This is a genomic window from Mesorhizobium mediterraneum (genome assembly GCF_002284565.1).
Taxonomy (GTDB): domain Bacteria; phylum Pseudomonadota; class Alphaproteobacteria; order Rhizobiales; family Rhizobiaceae; genus Mesorhizobium; species Mesorhizobium mediterraneum.
Window position 1 is genome coordinate 51,139 of record NZ_NPKI01000017.1, and the last position, 13,949, is coordinate 65,087.

12 protein-coding genes are annotated in these 13,949 nt (G+C 62.1%); 6 read left to right on the plus strand and 6 right to left on the minus strand.

Features of this window, described 5'->3' with window-relative positions; all coding sequences use genetic code 11:
* Positions 1-297: 297 nt before the first annotated feature.
* The 4 genes from CIT25_RS14210 to CIT25_RS38100 all read right to left on the minus strand — a co-directional run bounded on the left by CIT25_RS14210 (position 298) and on the right by CIT25_RS38100 (position 4,154).
* Positions 298-831 carry a hypothetical protein gene (locus CIT25_RS14210; RefSeq protein ID WP_095485184.1) on the minus strand — a complete coding sequence of 178 codons (534 nt, stop codon included), beginning with the start codon at positions 829-831 and terminating at the stop codon, positions 298-300.
* 66 nt (positions 832-897) lie between these two features.
* Positions 898-1,335, minus strand: a complete 438-nt coding sequence (locus CIT25_RS14215; protein ID WP_095485185.1) for a YqaA family protein — start codon at positions 1,333-1,335, stop codon at positions 898-900.
* A 26-nt stretch (positions 1,336-1,361) separates the two neighbouring features.
* Positions 1,362-3,929 carry a multicopper oxidase domain-containing protein gene (locus CIT25_RS37515; RefSeq protein WP_158302552.1) on the minus strand — a complete coding sequence of 856 codons (2,568 nt, stop codon included), beginning with the start codon at positions 3,927-3,929 and terminating at the stop codon, positions 1,362-1,364.
* Positions 3,930-4,022: 93 nt separating this feature from the next.
* The gene (locus CIT25_RS38100) at positions 4,023-4,154 is read right to left on the minus strand and encodes a hypothetical protein (protein WP_280953364.1); all 132 of its coding nucleotides are present in this window, start codon (positions 4,152-4,154) and stop codon (positions 4,023-4,025) included.
* Between the two features lie 118 nt (positions 4,155-4,272).
* Between CIT25_RS38100 and CIT25_RS14230 the strand changes: the two genes are divergently transcribed.
* The 5 genes from CIT25_RS14230 (at position 4,273) to CIT25_RS14250 (ending at position 9,262) form a co-directional block, all read left to right on the plus strand.
* A complete protein-coding gene (locus CIT25_RS14230; RefSeq protein ID WP_095485186.1) occupies positions 4,273-4,992 on the plus strand; it encodes a FadR/GntR family transcriptional regulator in 720 nt (239 codons plus the stop codon).
* 121 nt (positions 4,993-5,113) lie between these two features.
* On the plus strand, positions 5,114-6,088 hold the full coding sequence (locus tag CIT25_RS14235; RefSeq protein WP_095485187.1) for a sialic acid TRAP transporter substrate-binding protein SiaP: 975 nt from the start codon (positions 5,114-5,116) through the stop codon (positions 6,086-6,088).
* A 145-nt stretch (positions 6,089-6,233) separates the two neighbouring features.
* Complete coding sequence (locus tag CIT25_RS14240) at positions 6,234-6,806, plus strand: TRAP transporter small permease (RefSeq protein WP_095485188.1); 573 nt, start codon at positions 6,234-6,236, stop codon at positions 6,804-6,806.
* A gap of 3 nt (positions 6,807-6,809) precedes the next feature.
* On the plus strand, positions 6,810-8,216 hold the full coding sequence (locus tag CIT25_RS14245) for a TRAP transporter large permease (RefSeq protein ID WP_095485189.1): 1,407 nt from the start codon (positions 6,810-6,812) through the stop codon (positions 8,214-8,216).
* Entirely contained in the window at positions 8,213-9,262 is a 1,050-nt protein-coding gene (locus CIT25_RS14250; RefSeq protein ID WP_095485190.1) for an L-idonate 5-dehydrogenase, read from the plus strand. Before CIT25_RS14245 ends, CIT25_RS14250 begins: the two co-directional genes overlap by 4 nt.
* A gap of 46 nt (positions 9,263-9,308) precedes the next feature.
* Here the strand turns inward: CIT25_RS14250 and CIT25_RS14255 are convergent, their stop codons facing one another.
* On the minus strand, positions 9,309-11,810 hold the full coding sequence (locus tag CIT25_RS14255) for a TRAP transporter permease (RefSeq protein WP_164759354.1): 2,502 nt from the start codon (positions 11,808-11,810) through the stop codon (positions 9,309-9,311).
* Between the two features lie 165 nt (positions 11,811-11,975).
* The gene (locus CIT25_RS14260) at positions 11,976-12,959 is read right to left on the minus strand and encodes a TAXI family TRAP transporter solute-binding subunit (protein WP_095485192.1); all 984 of its coding nucleotides are present in this window, start codon (positions 12,957-12,959) and stop codon (positions 11,976-11,978) included.
* A 117-nt stretch (positions 12,960-13,076) separates the two neighbouring features.
* Between CIT25_RS14260 and CIT25_RS14265 the strand changes: the two genes are divergently transcribed.
* Complete coding sequence (locus tag CIT25_RS14265; RefSeq protein ID WP_158302553.1) at positions 13,077-13,949, plus strand: MurR/RpiR family transcriptional regulator; 873 nt, start codon at positions 13,077-13,079, stop codon at positions 13,947-13,949.

The window sequence follows — 13,949 nt, forward strand, 5'->3', positions numbered from 1 at the left end:
TCACGGGAGAACGTTCTTGATTGAGACGCCGCCAATTCCGCGGATCGACTGGCTCCCGGTGGCGATAGTCGACGACGACCGGGTGGTAGTGCACATCACGGACGCCCATTGCGGGATCGGCCGGATTGAAGGCGGGAAGGATGTCCGGCGGCGTGGTTGCCGCACATCCGGTAACTAACAGCGATGCGAGCATCGCGGAGCTTGCGATTTTCATTGTAGACCTGAAACATGACGTATGCGTTTGGCCGCGCGGGAACGGATTCCCGACGCTGCGCGCGAACGCCCCGAAAGGGCGCGTCAGTTCAGATGTTTGGGGGGCCTTATGAGCGCTGTGTATTCGCCAAGCGGCAAAGTGACGGCAACGACGGGCGCAAAGCAACGGGAGACAACATGCTCCAAGTCAGGGCAGTCGACCGGCACGGCATTTGCCGGCGCGCAATGGGCTTCACAGCTCTTGTCGGCGGATTGCTTGGCGCCGTGATGATGCTCCGATGTGTCCGCGTCGTCCGCCGTGGCGCCGTGATCGCCCATATCGTGTGCGGCTGTCTCGGCCTGGAGATGCACCCCGGCGTGAAAACCCGTGGCATTGGCTGTGGCGAACAGACCAGGCTGAAGAGCCGACATGACCAGGAACAAAACCGCCAGCATTGCTCGGAGCGGTGCGTTTCCTAGGATCGTGAATCGACCAAGAGTCCTCATCAACCCTTCCGACAATTGTTCGGCTGATTTGTCAAGGCCGCCCTCGACCAGTTTGCTGCAGTGCAACCAAAAGTGAAGGTTGTTGTAAGGACGGTATTGCTCGAAGCCGCCATGTGCCACCACATTTTTCATACATTTTTGTATGGCCTGTTTATGGCCCGCGCAAAAAGCGGCGCTGCGATGTCCGCGATTCCGGTTTTACATCAGGTTCAGCACCGCCCCGGCGACGACCAGATAACGCGAAACCTTCGCGAGGGCGACGATTGCGACAAAGCTCCATAGCGGCTCGCGCAAGACCCCAGCGACCACGGTCAGCGGGTCGCCGATGATCGGCATCCAGCTTAACAGGAGCGACCATCTACCGTAACGGCGATACCAGTTCGTTGCGCGGTTGAGCATCGCAGGACGCAGCGGAAACCATGGCCTGTCCCGGAAGCGTTCGATCCCTCGACCAAGCCCCCAGTTCACCGCCGAGCCCAGGACGTTGCCTATGCTGGCGACACCAACCAGCACTGCGGGCGAGAAGGAACCCGTGGCGAGGAGCCCTGCAAGGGCGGCCTCCGACTGCGCCGGAAGGATGGTCGCCGCGGCGAAGGCAACAGCAAATAGGCCGCCGTATACGGCAAACACATCCATCTATGTTTTCGCTTTGCGGAAGGGCTTCAGGATTGCACATCGATCACGACCATCAGTCCGCCACCGCCCTTCTCTTCGACATTGTTGTTGGTCGTATGGTGCCCGATATGGCAGTGGATCAGCCATTTTCCGGGCCGACGTGCCTGCCAGACGACATCGTAGCGTTGCCCTGGTCCGACGTTGACTGTGTCGGCAAGGAAACGCGCCGACTCCGGGATCGTCTCGCCGTCGCGGGCGACAACTTCGAATGGACCGCCGTGGATGTGCATCGGGTGGATAAACCCATTATTGGTGCCGATGAAGCGTACCTTCAGAGTTTCGCCGACCTTCATCCTGATCGTGTCCGTCGAAGGATAGGCGCGGCCGTTGATCGTGAAATAATTCGGCTGCCCACCGTCCATCGGCATCGACGGAAAGGTCAGGCCCTCCCGCATCAGCCATTCCTGAAGCTGAATAACATAGTCGTGGTCTGCCGCAATCTCGTCCTGGGGATTGGCAGGATCGATGATGAGCGCGCCGTAGAGTCCGAGCGCCTGCTGGCGATCGACATGGTCATGCGAGTGATAGAAGTAGGTCCCTGATTGGCCCGCCGTGAATTCATATCGGTAGCTGCCGCCGGGCGGGATGGGCTCCTGCGTGATCTCGGCCGGGCCATCCATTTCGTTCGGCAGGATCAATCCATGCCAGTGCAGGGTCGTGCTCTCCGGCAGGCGGTTCGTGACGTTGATGCGCACGCGGTCGCCTTGCCGGATATGCAGCCGCGGGCCCGGAACCTGACCGTTGATCGCATAGGCATCGACTTTCACGTCAGGCAGGATCGCCCAGCGGATGACCGACGTTTCAAGGTCGAACACCTTCACCCCGTTCTCCATCCTGGCTTGCAGTTCCCGGTCGCCGCGTACCTCCAGGCCATGACTGGCCGTGACCAGGCGAGGATGCACGGCGGCCATGTCGAGCATCGCTGCAGCCGGCGTGTCGCGGTCCATAACCATACCCGGCGGCATGATAGCGCCGCCGACGTCTCGCGCGCTGAGGGTGAGGTTTACCCAATTGGCCGGAGCGATCATGCCGAGCGCCAGCGCAAGCACGGACACGCCGCCGAAGGCCGCGAGTTGCGGGACGGTTGCATCCGGTTCCATCCCGTGACCGCCATGCGGACCACGCGACCCGCCTCCCCCATTGCCATGGGCTGAGCCGTGGCCGGATCGAGATCCCTGCCGACGGACCCTGTGCCCAGCTTCATGCTGATGCGCCTGCATGCCGACGCCGTGGCCAAAGACCATCTCGCCTCCATGCCACCCCGTGAATGCCAACAGGGCGACGACTGCTGCGGACATTGAGAGACCCCAAGGCAGCACGGTATCGGCCTCACCCACTGAATTTCGCAACCACAGGCTGGCTGCTCCTATCGCCAGAACCGCGACGTTTCCGACGAGATGATAGCGTGCGTGGTAGAGCGCGCGAATCTCGGCGTTTGCCAAAAAGTCGGCCAGACCCGCGGTAGCAGCGACGGCGCCGGTCACGACGCCGCCGGCAATCAGCCATGTGGCTGCGCTCGCCGTTGCCGGCGAAGCCGTAAGCCAATAGGCGATGTCGGCAAGCAGTGCCGCCATGAAAAATCCGATCGGAAGCGGCACGAGCATAGGATGAAGCGGATGACGGCCGATCCTCGCAAAGGCAGCGATGCCCGCTCCCCCATGCGTCGATCTGTGGCCGGATCCATGATGGCCAACCCCTGGATTGCCGCCCGCGCCGCCATGTCCAGGGTTAGCGTGTTCGTCAACGCGCGCGTGAGCGCTGTGGCTTGGTCGATCTCCCGTCGGTTCAGGCTCGCGCTTTTCCTCGTGGTGACGGTGCCCCGCTACCCCGGCTTCCGCGCCGCTATGCGCGTGCTCGCGCCTGCCTTCCCTCGCCTTGTCGAATTCCGGTTTGCGTTCGGTCATCAGCCCATGCTTCAGGCCACGGGCCACCATCCATACGTTGGCAGGATATGCAGTGATGAATCCAACAATCACGCCAAACGACATCACGCCCCAGAACAGGAGCTCGGTCGGTTCCATGGCCCGCATGTCGCTGCCCATCATCAGGAAGCTCATGACCGGCGCCATGCCCGCCATCATGAAATTCATGCTGATGAACTCTGGCATGAAGCTCTTGCGGACATTCTCCCAATAGGTGCCGCCCATCATCGATTTCATGAACAGCGACTGGAAGATAAACAGGCCGAACGCGAACCCGGCAACATACTCAACGATGAGGTCGATCCACATCGGCAGCCCGAGAGCGGCGGTGATTGCTGCCGCGAGGATGATGCCGGTGGCGTCTCCGGCGACGCAGTGGATCGTCGAGCCGACGCCTTGCTTCCAGAGCGGCTTGGTGAACGCCTCGTGTTCGCCCGGCCGAGGCTCCTTGTCGGCCAGCACGTAAATCAGCAACCCCAGCGGCCCCATATAGAGCGTGACCAGGATGAAGCCCCATTTCATTACCACGGGCTCGGGATTGTTGCGGAACTGATCCCACGCCACGTAAGCCGTGCTGAGGGCCGCTAGAACGAACCAGACTGCAAGAAAGTAGTCGACGGGCTGTACGAACACTGCAGAACTCCTGTCGGTTTTCTCTCCACTGACCTTAGAGCGACGGACTGTTTCGTCCGCCCCCTTGAACGCGCCGCGTCGCAGGCCCTTCCCCTAGAAACTCCCGGAGATGGTGCTGGCGGCGAAACCATTCGATAAGCCTTCCAGTTGCTGGAAGGTCAAGAGTTGCCGTCCAGCCATGGCCGATCCGTCGTTTCCAAGAAAGTCACGGAGAATGAGTTCCATGGGCGTTCTCTGCTGCTTGACTCTCCGCTTTTTTCGCGGCACCTTCGATTAATAGGTCAGACCAATTTACCGATCCGGGACCAGCCCGATGATTCTGTTGAAGTAGAACTGGGTGAGAATGCCGATCCAGGCCGTTGAACCGCGTCGACTTTACCGACAGATCGCCGATCAGCTCAGGCAACTGATCGACGCGGGCGAGTTCGTAGTCGGCGATCGCCTGCCGACTGAGCGCGAACTGGCCGATCAGCTTGGCATCTCCCGCCCGACCGTCCGTGAAGCGCTGATCGCGCTCGAGGTCGAGGGGCGCATACGCATTCGCGTCGGCTCCGGCATCTACGTCACCGACCGGCCGCGTGCCGAGGTTTTGACTGCAGAGATGGATGAAGGCCCGTTCGAGCTGTTGCGGGCACGCGAGTTCATCGAAGGGGCGATCGCCGCCGAAGCCGCCCTCCATGTTCGGCCGATCGACATCGAACATATGGACGACGTGTTGCGCCGGATGGAGGACATACCTCACCCGACCAAGACGACGATCGCGCTCGACCGCGAGTTCCATACGATGGTGGCGGGCATTCTCGGAAACGCCGTCCTGGTGCGCTGCATCGGCGAGCTTTTCGACCAGCGCATGAACCCATATTTCGAACGCCTGTCGAGTTATTTCGAGAACAGGGATTCCTGGCGGGCCGCCGCGGAGGAGCATCGCGCGGTGCGGGACGCGATCGCGGCGCGCGAGCCCGAACGGGCGAAGGCCGCCATGCAGGAACATCTGCGTCAGTCGCAACTGAGATTCTCACGCAATTTCGGTGAGAAATCCGTGGCCAGGGAGGTCGCGGAATAGAGCATCGGACCCAAAAGCAGGAATCGGTTTTGGGAAATCCGATGCTCAACTAAAATATCTAGCAGTCGGCCGGGGGGAGATCCGGTCGGAGCAGTCAAATCCAACCTCAGGGAGGAACACAATGCTGAGAAAATACGCAGTTCTACTCGGTGCGATCGCAGCGATCGCTATGCCTTTGGCTTCGGCCTCGGCGCAGACAGCTCTGAAATGGGCCCACGTGTATGAGACGTCGGAGCCCTTCCATACCGAGTCCGTGTGGGCAGCGGAGGAGATTAAGAAGCGCACTCAGGGCCGCTACACCGTCGACGTCTATCCGGCCTCGCAGCTCGGCAAGGAAGCAGACATAAACCAGGGCCTGACGCTCGGCACGGTCGATATCATCATCTCCGGGTCGAGCTTCGCGGCGCGCGAATATCCGCCGATCGGCGTCACCTATTTCCCCTACATCTTCCGCGACGCCGACCATCTGCTGAAATACACCAAAAGCGACGTCTACAAGGCGTTGACCAAGGGCTACGAGGAAAAGTCCGGCCATCACATAACGGCCACCACCTATTATGGCACCCGGCAGACCACCTCAAACCGGCCGATCGCCAAATGCGCCGACATGCAAGGTCTGAAGATGCGCGTCCCCGACGTGCCGGCCTATCTCGCCATGCCGCGTGCCTGCGGCGCCAACACCGCGCCGATCGCTTTCGCCGAGGTGTATCTGGCCCTGCAGAACGGCACAGTCGAGGCTCAGGAGAACCCGCTGACCACCATCGAGGCGAAGAAATTCTACGAGGTGCAGAAGCACATCGTGCTCACCGGACACATCGTCGATCACCTCAACACGATCGTATCGCAGTCGCGCTGGGCCTCGCTTTCCGACGAGGACAAGCAGATCTTCACGGAGGTGATGCAGGAGGCGGCCGCCCGTGCCACGGCAAAGATCGTCGCGCGCGAAAAGGAACTGGTGCAGGTGTTCAAGGATCGCGGCATCACCGTGACCGACATCGACCGTGCCGATTTTGAGAAGAATGTGCTTGAGAAGGTCACGTTCGAGGAGTTTGGCTACAACAAGGCCGATTGGGAAGCGATCCGCGCGATCAAGTAGAGTATCGGGAAAATCAGGTGCTCAGACAAGGGGATAGAGCGGCAACCGGATTCGCCGCTTTAACCTGCCCGCCCGTCCGGCCCCACGTTGCGCCGGACGGCCTTTCCAACCCTTGACGACTCACCAGCTTCGGGAGCCCGCGCCAATGGCCGAGGAACACCATGCCGAGATCACTGTCGAAGAGATCGCCCACGCTTTCGAGGAGGTGCCGGTACACATTGACCTGTCGGACCACGGCATCGAGGACTGGATCACGCTCGCCGTGTTCTGGGGCATGGTCGTCTGTGTCTTCCTGCAGTTCTTCACCCGCTATGCGCTGAACAACAGCCTTGCCTGGACCGAGGAGATCGCCATCAACGCGCTGGTCGTCGTCGTTTTTCTCGGCGCCGCCATGTGCGTGCGCGTCTCGCGTCACATCCATGTCGATGTACTCTACCATTACCTGCCGGAGCGTGTCGGCCGCTGGCTGGCACTCGCTGTCGACGTCATTCGTGTCGTCTTCTTCGCCTACGGAACCTGGCTGATGTGGCGCTACGTCTCGATCGTGGCGCACGAACGCATGGTCACCGTCAACCTGCCGCGCCGCTGGTTCTTCTACGCCGTCCTGGCAGGCTTCGCGCTGATGTTCGTGCGCTCGATCCAGGTCTTTGTCGGCAACTACAGGCGCGGCTATTCGGTTCTTGAGCGCCCGGGTGCGTTCGAAACGGCGGGAGACTGAGCGATGCTGCTTTTGGTCGGAGGCTTTCTTGTCCTAATGCTGATTGGCGTGCCGGTAGCCGTGTCGATGGCGACTGCCTCGGTGCTCTACCTCGTGCTCTATGGCGTCGCGCCCGACATCATTGCGGCCCAGCGCATGATTGCCGGGGTGGAGAGCTTTCCGCTGCTCGCCGTTCCCTTCTTCATCCTTGCCGGCAATCTCATGAATATTGCGGGCGTCACCGGGCGCATCTACGCCTTCGCCCTTGCCCTGGTCGGCTGGATGAAGGGCGGCCTGGCGCAGGTCAACATCATCGGATCGGTGATCTTTTCTGGCATGTCGGGCACCGCGCTCGCCGACGCCGCCGGCATCGGCACGATCGAGATCAAGGCGATGAAGGATCACGGCTATCCGATCGAGGCGGCCGTCGGGGTCACCGCAGCATCGGCCACGCTCGGGCCGATCTTCCCGCCGTCGCTGCCCTTCGTCATCTACGGCATGATGGCGAATGTCTCGATCGGCGCGCTGTTCATGGCCGGCATCTTGCCCGGTGTGGTGATGACCGTGCTGATGATGGTGACGGTCGCCATCTTCGCTTACAGGCGCGGCTGGGGCTCCGACACGTCGTTCGAGCTTGGACGGCTCGCCGAAGCTGCCGGCGAGGTGCTGGTGGTGGCTGCCTTCCCGCTCGCCTGCTATCTGCTGGTGCAGCTTGGCCTGTCCATCAATGTCGCGGTCGGCATCGCGCTGCTGGTGCTGATTGCGGCCGACTGGTATTTCAATTTCTCCGCGGTCATGGCGCTGATGACGCCGGTAATCCTGATCGGCGGCATGACGATGGGCTGGTTCACGCCGACCGAGGCGGCGATGGCCGCCGTGATCTGGTCGCTTTTCCTCGGGTTGGTGCGCTACCGCACGATGACGCTGCGCACGCTGGCAAAGGCCAGCTTCGACACGATCGAGACGACGGCCTCCGTGCTCTTCATCGTCACGGCCGCCTCGATATTCGCCTGGCTGCTCACCGTCAGCCAAGCGGCACAGCTATTCTCGACCTTCATCTTCGCGCTGACCGACAACAAGTGGGTCTTCCTCATCCTGGTGAACGTCCTGATGTTGGTGGTCGGCTGCTTCCTCGATACGATCGCGGCGATCACCATTCTCGTGCCCATCCTGTTGCCGGTGGCCGCCGTGTACGGCATCAACCCGGTGCATTTCGGCCTGATCATGACGCTTAATCTGATGATTGGTCTCCTCCATCCGCCGCTCGGCATGGTGCTGTTCGTCCTCTCGCGGGTCGCCAAGCTGTCGGTCGAGCGCACGACCATGGCAATTCTGCCCTGGCTCGTTCCGTTGATCGTTGCGCTGATCCTGATCACCTTCATCCCCGCCATCACGCTGTGGCTACCGACGCAAATGGGACTGATCCGATGATCGATAGCGCAGTCGCTGCGACGCTGTTCGGCCCTGAGGATCTGCGGGTCGTCGAGCACCCGCTCTGCCCCCTCGCACCGGGAATGGTGCGCGTGCGCTTCGGCGCAGGCGGCATCTGCGGTTCCGACCTGCACTATTTCCGGCATGCGCGGACCGGCGATTTTGTCGTCACATCGCCGCTCGTGCTCGGCCACGAGGTCGCCGGAGAGATCGTGGAAATCAACGCGGACGCGTCAGGACTTGCCGTCGGCGATCGCGTGGCGGTCAACCCGTCGCGCTGGTGCGGACAATGCGCGCGATGCGCGGAGGGCCGCGCCAATCTCTGCGAAAACATCTATTTCATGGGCTCGGCGTCGAAAACGCCGCACATGCAGGGCGGTTTTGCCAGCGTGTTCGACGCCACACCCGCGCAATGCATCAAGGTCCCGCCTGATGTCGCCTACCAGGCGGCGGCACTCGCCGAACCGCTCGCCGTCAGCCTGCACGCAGTGGCGCGGGCCGGCGACATCGCCGGCCGCAACGTCATCCTGTTCGGCGCCGGCCCCATCGGGCTTTTGACCATGCTCGCCGCCAGGCTCAAGGGGTGTGACGATCTCACCGTCGTCGACATAGCAGAGGCGCCGCTTGCCTTCGCCAGCAAACTTGGAGCAAACAGGACGATCGACCTGTCTGGCGGCGACGAGGAACTCAAGGCGCTCGCGGCCGACAAGGCGATCGATGTCGCGTTCGAGATCTCAGGCACCGCAGCGGGCCTCGCGGCGGCGATCGCCAGCGTCCGGCGCGGCGGCACGGTCGTTCAGGTCGGCAATCTTCCGGGTGGTCAGATCCCGGTGGCGGCCAATGCGCTGATGGCCAAGGAAATCGACCTGAAGGGCACGTTCCGCTTCGGCGCAGAATTCAACCAGGCGGTCGATCTCATCGTCGGCGGCGACATAGACGTCCTGAAGCTGGTGACCGCGGAACGCCCCCTTTCCTCGGCACGCGACGCGTTTCGCCTGGCCGCCGACCGCTCGCAGAGCGTCAAGGTTGTCCTGACCGCCGACTGAGGTTTTTCCCGGCGCCTGCCGCCAGCTGTTGTCAACCGTTCCAGACTTAGCCAGTCGCCCCGCCTACCTCCGCCTGCTTGCGGGCTCGCGCAAACTGCAGAGCCGCAACGCCGGCGGTCGCAGCAAGCGCCAGGCCGATTGGAATGAGGCTCGACGGCTGGTCGGCCTTTCTGAGCACCGCCACCACGTCATATCCGACATCCAGCCCGATGCGCTTGGCGTAGGATCCGAAATCGACATTGCTGATCATCAGCGCGTCGCCCGCTTGCGTGATGGTAAGACCGATGCCGCGCAGCCGCTCCAGCGGCTCGCCCGGCTCGCCGAGCGGCACGTTGACGGTCTTGCGTACATCTTCGCCCATGAGGTCGACACCCTCGACGACGAAATTGATGCGGCCGTCGGCCGGCGCCTGCCCGACTGCCGACAGGAACTCGCTCGCCGGCAATTCCTCGTAAGGCGGCGACACCTGGTTGAGCCACCAGTCCGGCCGAAACAGCGTGAAGCAGATGAGAAGCAGGGCGGCACTTTCCCACAGACGGCTTTTCGTCACGAACCAGTTCATGGTCGCGGCCGAAAAAAGCAGGATGGCGATCAATGAGACCGTCGCCACCCAGATCGTTTGAGGCCAGGTGTCGACTCCGATCAGCAGGATCGCCGGGTTGAAGATGAAGACGAAGGGCAGGATCGCGGTACGCAGCGAATAGAGCGCGCCCTGGAAACCGGTGGCGATCGGATCTTCCTTGGAAATCGCCGCCGCCGCGAAGGCCGCCAGCCCGACGGGCGGAGTGATATCCGCCATGATACCGAAGTAAAAGACGAACAGGTGGACAGCGATCAACGGGATTGGCAATCCGGCCTGCGCACCGAGATCGACCACGACCGGCGCCATCAGCGTGGCGACCAGGATGTAGTTTGCGGTGGTCGGGATACCCATGCCGAGCACAAGGCTGATCGCTGCGATGAGGATCAGCATCAGGATGACGTTGCCGCCGGAGATTAACTCGACGAGCTCCGTCATCATCAGGCCGAGACCGGTCAGCGTGATCGTGCCGACGACGATGCCGGCGGTGGCCGTGGCGATACCGATGCCGATCATGTTGCGGGCGCCGAGCGCCAGCCCGTCGATCAGGTCGTCCCAGGCAGCACGCACCGAGGCGACGAGGTTTTCTTTACGAAATACCGCCATCAGCGGCTTGCGGGTGGCGACAATACCGAGGATCGAGACCGTTGCCCAGAATGCCGAGAGGCCAGGCGACATCTGCTCGACCATCAGGCACCACAGAAGCACGGCGATCGGGATCAGGAAATCGAGCCCGGTCCGCGTGACGTCCCAGGCGCGCGGCAGTTCCAGGATCGGCGCGTTCGGGTCGTCGAGCGCGAGATCCGGATAGCGGGAGGAATACCAGACGGAGGCGACGTAGAGAGCCACGCCAGCGACTGCGAGCACCGGCGGCGCGGTCCCGCCCAAGACAGCCTGGATAGCAACAATGCCGTAATAGACGATACAGACGGCGAGAATGCTGCCCGACAGTCCCAGCCCCATCCGCAGCATTCGTTCTCTTGCCGGCGTCGGACGCTGCGGGATCGTCTTCAGGTCCATCTTTATCGCTTCGAGGTGAACCATGTAGAGCAGTGCTATGTAGGAAAAAACCGCCGGCAACAGCGCGTGCTTGACGATCTCCGAATAGGGAATGCCAACGTACTCGACCATCAGGAAGGCGGCCGCACCCATGACCGGCGGCATAATCTGGCCGTTGATCGAGGCCGCGGCCTCGATGGCGCCCGCCTTGACACCGGAAAGGCCGGTGCGCTTCATCAGCGGGATGGTGAAGATGCCGCCCGACACCACATTGGAGACGGACGAGCCGGACACTACGCCGTTGAGGGCCGATGAGACCACGGCGACCTTTGCCGGACCACCGCGCAAATGGCCGAGCAGCGCGATGGAGATCTGCATCATCCAGTTGCCGGCGCCTGCCTTCTCCAAAAGCGTGCCGAACAGGACGAAGAGAAAGACGAAGCTCGTCGACACGCCAAGCGCGATTCCGAAGACGCCTTCGGTGGTCAGCCATTGATGGTTTAGAAACTTGTTGAGCGAAGCGCCGCGATGCTGGATCACGTCCGGCATGTACTGGCCGGCAAAGGTGTAGAAGATGAAGACACACGCCACGACCACCATCGGAAGGCCGAGCGCGCGGCGCGTCGCCTCGAGGAGCAACAGGATGCCAACGGTGCCGGTGACGAGATCGAGCGTGGTCGGCTGGCCCGGCCGTCCGGAAAGCTGGACGTAAAAGAGAAAGAGGTAGGCGCCGGCGAATCCGCCCACCACGGCCAGCACCCAGTCGAGCACTGGCACGCGATCGCGGGGCGAGGATCTCAGCGCCGGATAGGCGAGGAAGGTCAAGAACAGCGCGAAGCCGAGATGGATGGCGCGCGCTTCCGTGTCATTGAGGATGCCGAAGCCGAACACGAACGGCAAAGGCGAAGCATACCAGAGCTGGAAAAGCGACCACGCAACTGCAACCCAGAGCAGGATTCGAGCGACTATTCCGCCCGGATGCCGGCCACCCGTATCGGCCTCCGCGACAAGTTGTTCGAGCTCTTCGAGATCGACGCTGGCCGGTTGTTCCTTCACTTCGCTCATGACGCCTCCTGTTGCGGATGGCCCCGGCGGGTCCACGGGACCGGCCGGACTGTCGTCAGATCACGAAGCCTACTTCAGCCAGCCCTTTTCCTTGAAGTATTTTTCAGCGCCCGGATGCAGCGGCGCGGAATTCCCCTCCGACACCATCTTGGCCGGATCGAGATTGGCGAAGGCCGGATGCAGCGACTTGAACTCGTCGAAATTCTCGAACACCGCCCTGGTCAATTGATAGACGCTCTCATCGGGAACCTTGGCCGAAGTGACCAGCGTGGCGAGCACACCGAAAGTCCCGGTGTCGTCGGGATTGTTTGCGTAAAGGCCGCCCGGAATGATCGCCTTGGCATAGTAAGGATTCTCGGCAACGAGCTTGTCCACCACTTCTCCAGTTAACGGCACGAGCTTGGCACCGCAGGTGGTCGTCGGATCCTGGATGTTAGCCGAAGGATGGCCGACGCCGTAGAAGAATCCGTCGATCTTGCCGTCGCAGAGCGCCGGGCCGTGCTCGTCGGCCTTCAACTCCGATGCGAGCGAAAAGTCGGCCAACGTCCAGCCCATCGCACCGAGCAGACGTTCCATGGAAGAGCGCGTTCCGGAACCGGGATTGCCGACGTTGAAGCGCTTGCCCTTGAAGTCCTCGAATTTCGTCACGCCGGCATTCGGATGCGCCAGGACCGTGAACGGCTCCGGATGGATCGAGAAAACCGCGCGCAGATCGGTATGAGCGCCACCGTCCTTGAATGATTCCTGGCCTTTGAAAGCGTTGTACTGGACGTCGGACTGCGCCATGCCGAAGTCGAGTTCGCCTTCCTTGATCGTGTTCACGTTGAATGCCGATCCGCCGGTCGATTCGACCGAGCAGCGGATGCCGTGTGTCTTGCGATCCTTGTTGAGCAGGCGGCAGATAGCACCGCCGGCGGCATAGTAGACGCCGGTGACGCCACCGGTCCCGATGGTAACGAAATTCTGCTGCGCCATTGCGCTGGCCGAAAACAGCAGCGCGGCCGACAAGGCGGCGATCTGCGCTCCGAGGCGTGCAGTCCGGGCATGTTTCATCTGGTTCTCCCTTGGTACTTTGCGTGCCGTCGCGGCCGTCCGGTGTTTTAGTGTCAGGGCACGTCAATGCATGCTACGATTGTTGCGCTTTATCAATCAAGGGAAATGCTTGTTACAATGGATAAGCGGGAGATGGGTTTCGACGCGCTTCTGGCACGCATACTATCCGAACTCCCCGAACTGAGCTCAGAACTGCGCAAGGCGGCGCGATTCCTGGTCGATCATCCCGATGAGGTGGCGCTGGTTTCCATGCGGGTGCTGGCCTCGCGATCAGAGGTGACACCGACGACCTTCGTGCGGCTGGCGCGGCGGCTAGGCTTTGGCGACTGGGCGGCGCTGCGCAAGCCGTTCGAGGACCGGTTGCGCTTCGGCAAGGCGCCTTTCGCGGCGAGGGCCGATGCGCTTGTCAAGCGCGGGTCGGAGGCGATCTTCGCGGAATCGCTGAGGACGACGGTGGCCAATCTGGCGGCGGCCGAATCGTTCAACGGCAGCGAAGAAATCGCAAGGGCTTGCGTGATACTGGAGAATGCGCAGCACATACGCGTCGCCGGGTTCCGAAGCTGCCGTGCGCCTGCCCACGCGCTCGTCTATCTCTGCCGGATGTTTCGGCGCGAGATCACGCTGCTCGGCGGCGACGGCGGTGCGATCGAGGCGGAACTCGCAGCGCTCGGAAAGAGGGACGCGGTCGTCGCGATCGGCTTTTTGCCTTATTCGCGTGAACTCGGGCCGGTGGTGGAGGCTGCACAACGACACAGCGTCCCGATTGTCGCGATCGCCGACAGCATGGCTGCTCCGATCGCGCGGCATGCCGACGTTACCTTGCGTTTCTCTACCGACAGCCCCTCCTTCTTCCCGTCGGTGACCGCAGCTATGGCTATCGTGGAAGCGCTGGCTGCAACGATGCTGGCGCGCAGCGGGACGGCCGCCGCGGCTCGTGTCAGAGAGACGGAACTGGAGTTACAGGCGTTCGGGGCCTATCTGCCGGAATGA

Bases quoted from the DNA above. Each gene is read 5' to 3' on its own strand.
- CIT25_RS14210 (WP_095485184.1), bottom strand. From the start codon at position 831: ATGAAAAATGTGGTGGCACATGGCGGCTTCGAGCAATACCGTCCTTAC.
- CIT25_RS14215 (WP_095485185.1), bottom strand. From the start codon at position 1,335: ATGGATGTGTTTGCCGTATACGGCGGCCTATTTGCTGTTGCCTTCGCC.
- CIT25_RS38100 (WP_280953364.1), bottom strand. From the start codon at position 4,154: ATGGAACTCATTCTCCGTGACTTTCTTGGAAACGACGGATCGGCCATG.
- CIT25_RS14230 (WP_095485186.1), top strand. From the start codon at position 4,273: ATGCCGATCCAGGCCGTTGAACCGCGTCGACTTTACCGACAGATCGCC.
- CIT25_RS14235 (WP_095485187.1), top strand. From the start codon at position 5,114: ATGCTGAGAAAATACGCAGTTCTACTCGGTGCGATCGCAGCGATCGCT.
- CIT25_RS14240 (WP_095485188.1), top strand. From the start codon at position 6,234: ATGGCCGAGGAACACCATGCCGAGATCACTGTCGAAGAGATCGCCCAC.
- CIT25_RS14245 (WP_095485189.1), top strand. From the start codon at position 6,810: ATGCTGCTTTTGGTCGGAGGCTTTCTTGTCCTAATGCTGATTGGCGTG.
- CIT25_RS14250 (WP_095485190.1), top strand. From the start codon at position 8,213: ATGATCGATAGCGCAGTCGCTGCGACGCTGTTCGGCCCTGAGGATCTG.
- CIT25_RS14260 (WP_095485192.1), bottom strand. From the start codon at position 12,959: ATGAAACATGCCCGGACTGCACGCCTCGGAGCGCAGATCGCCGCCTTG.
- CIT25_RS14265 (WP_158302553.1), top strand. From the start codon at position 13,077: ATGGATAAGCGGGAGATGGGTTTCGACGCGCTTCTGGCACGCATACTA.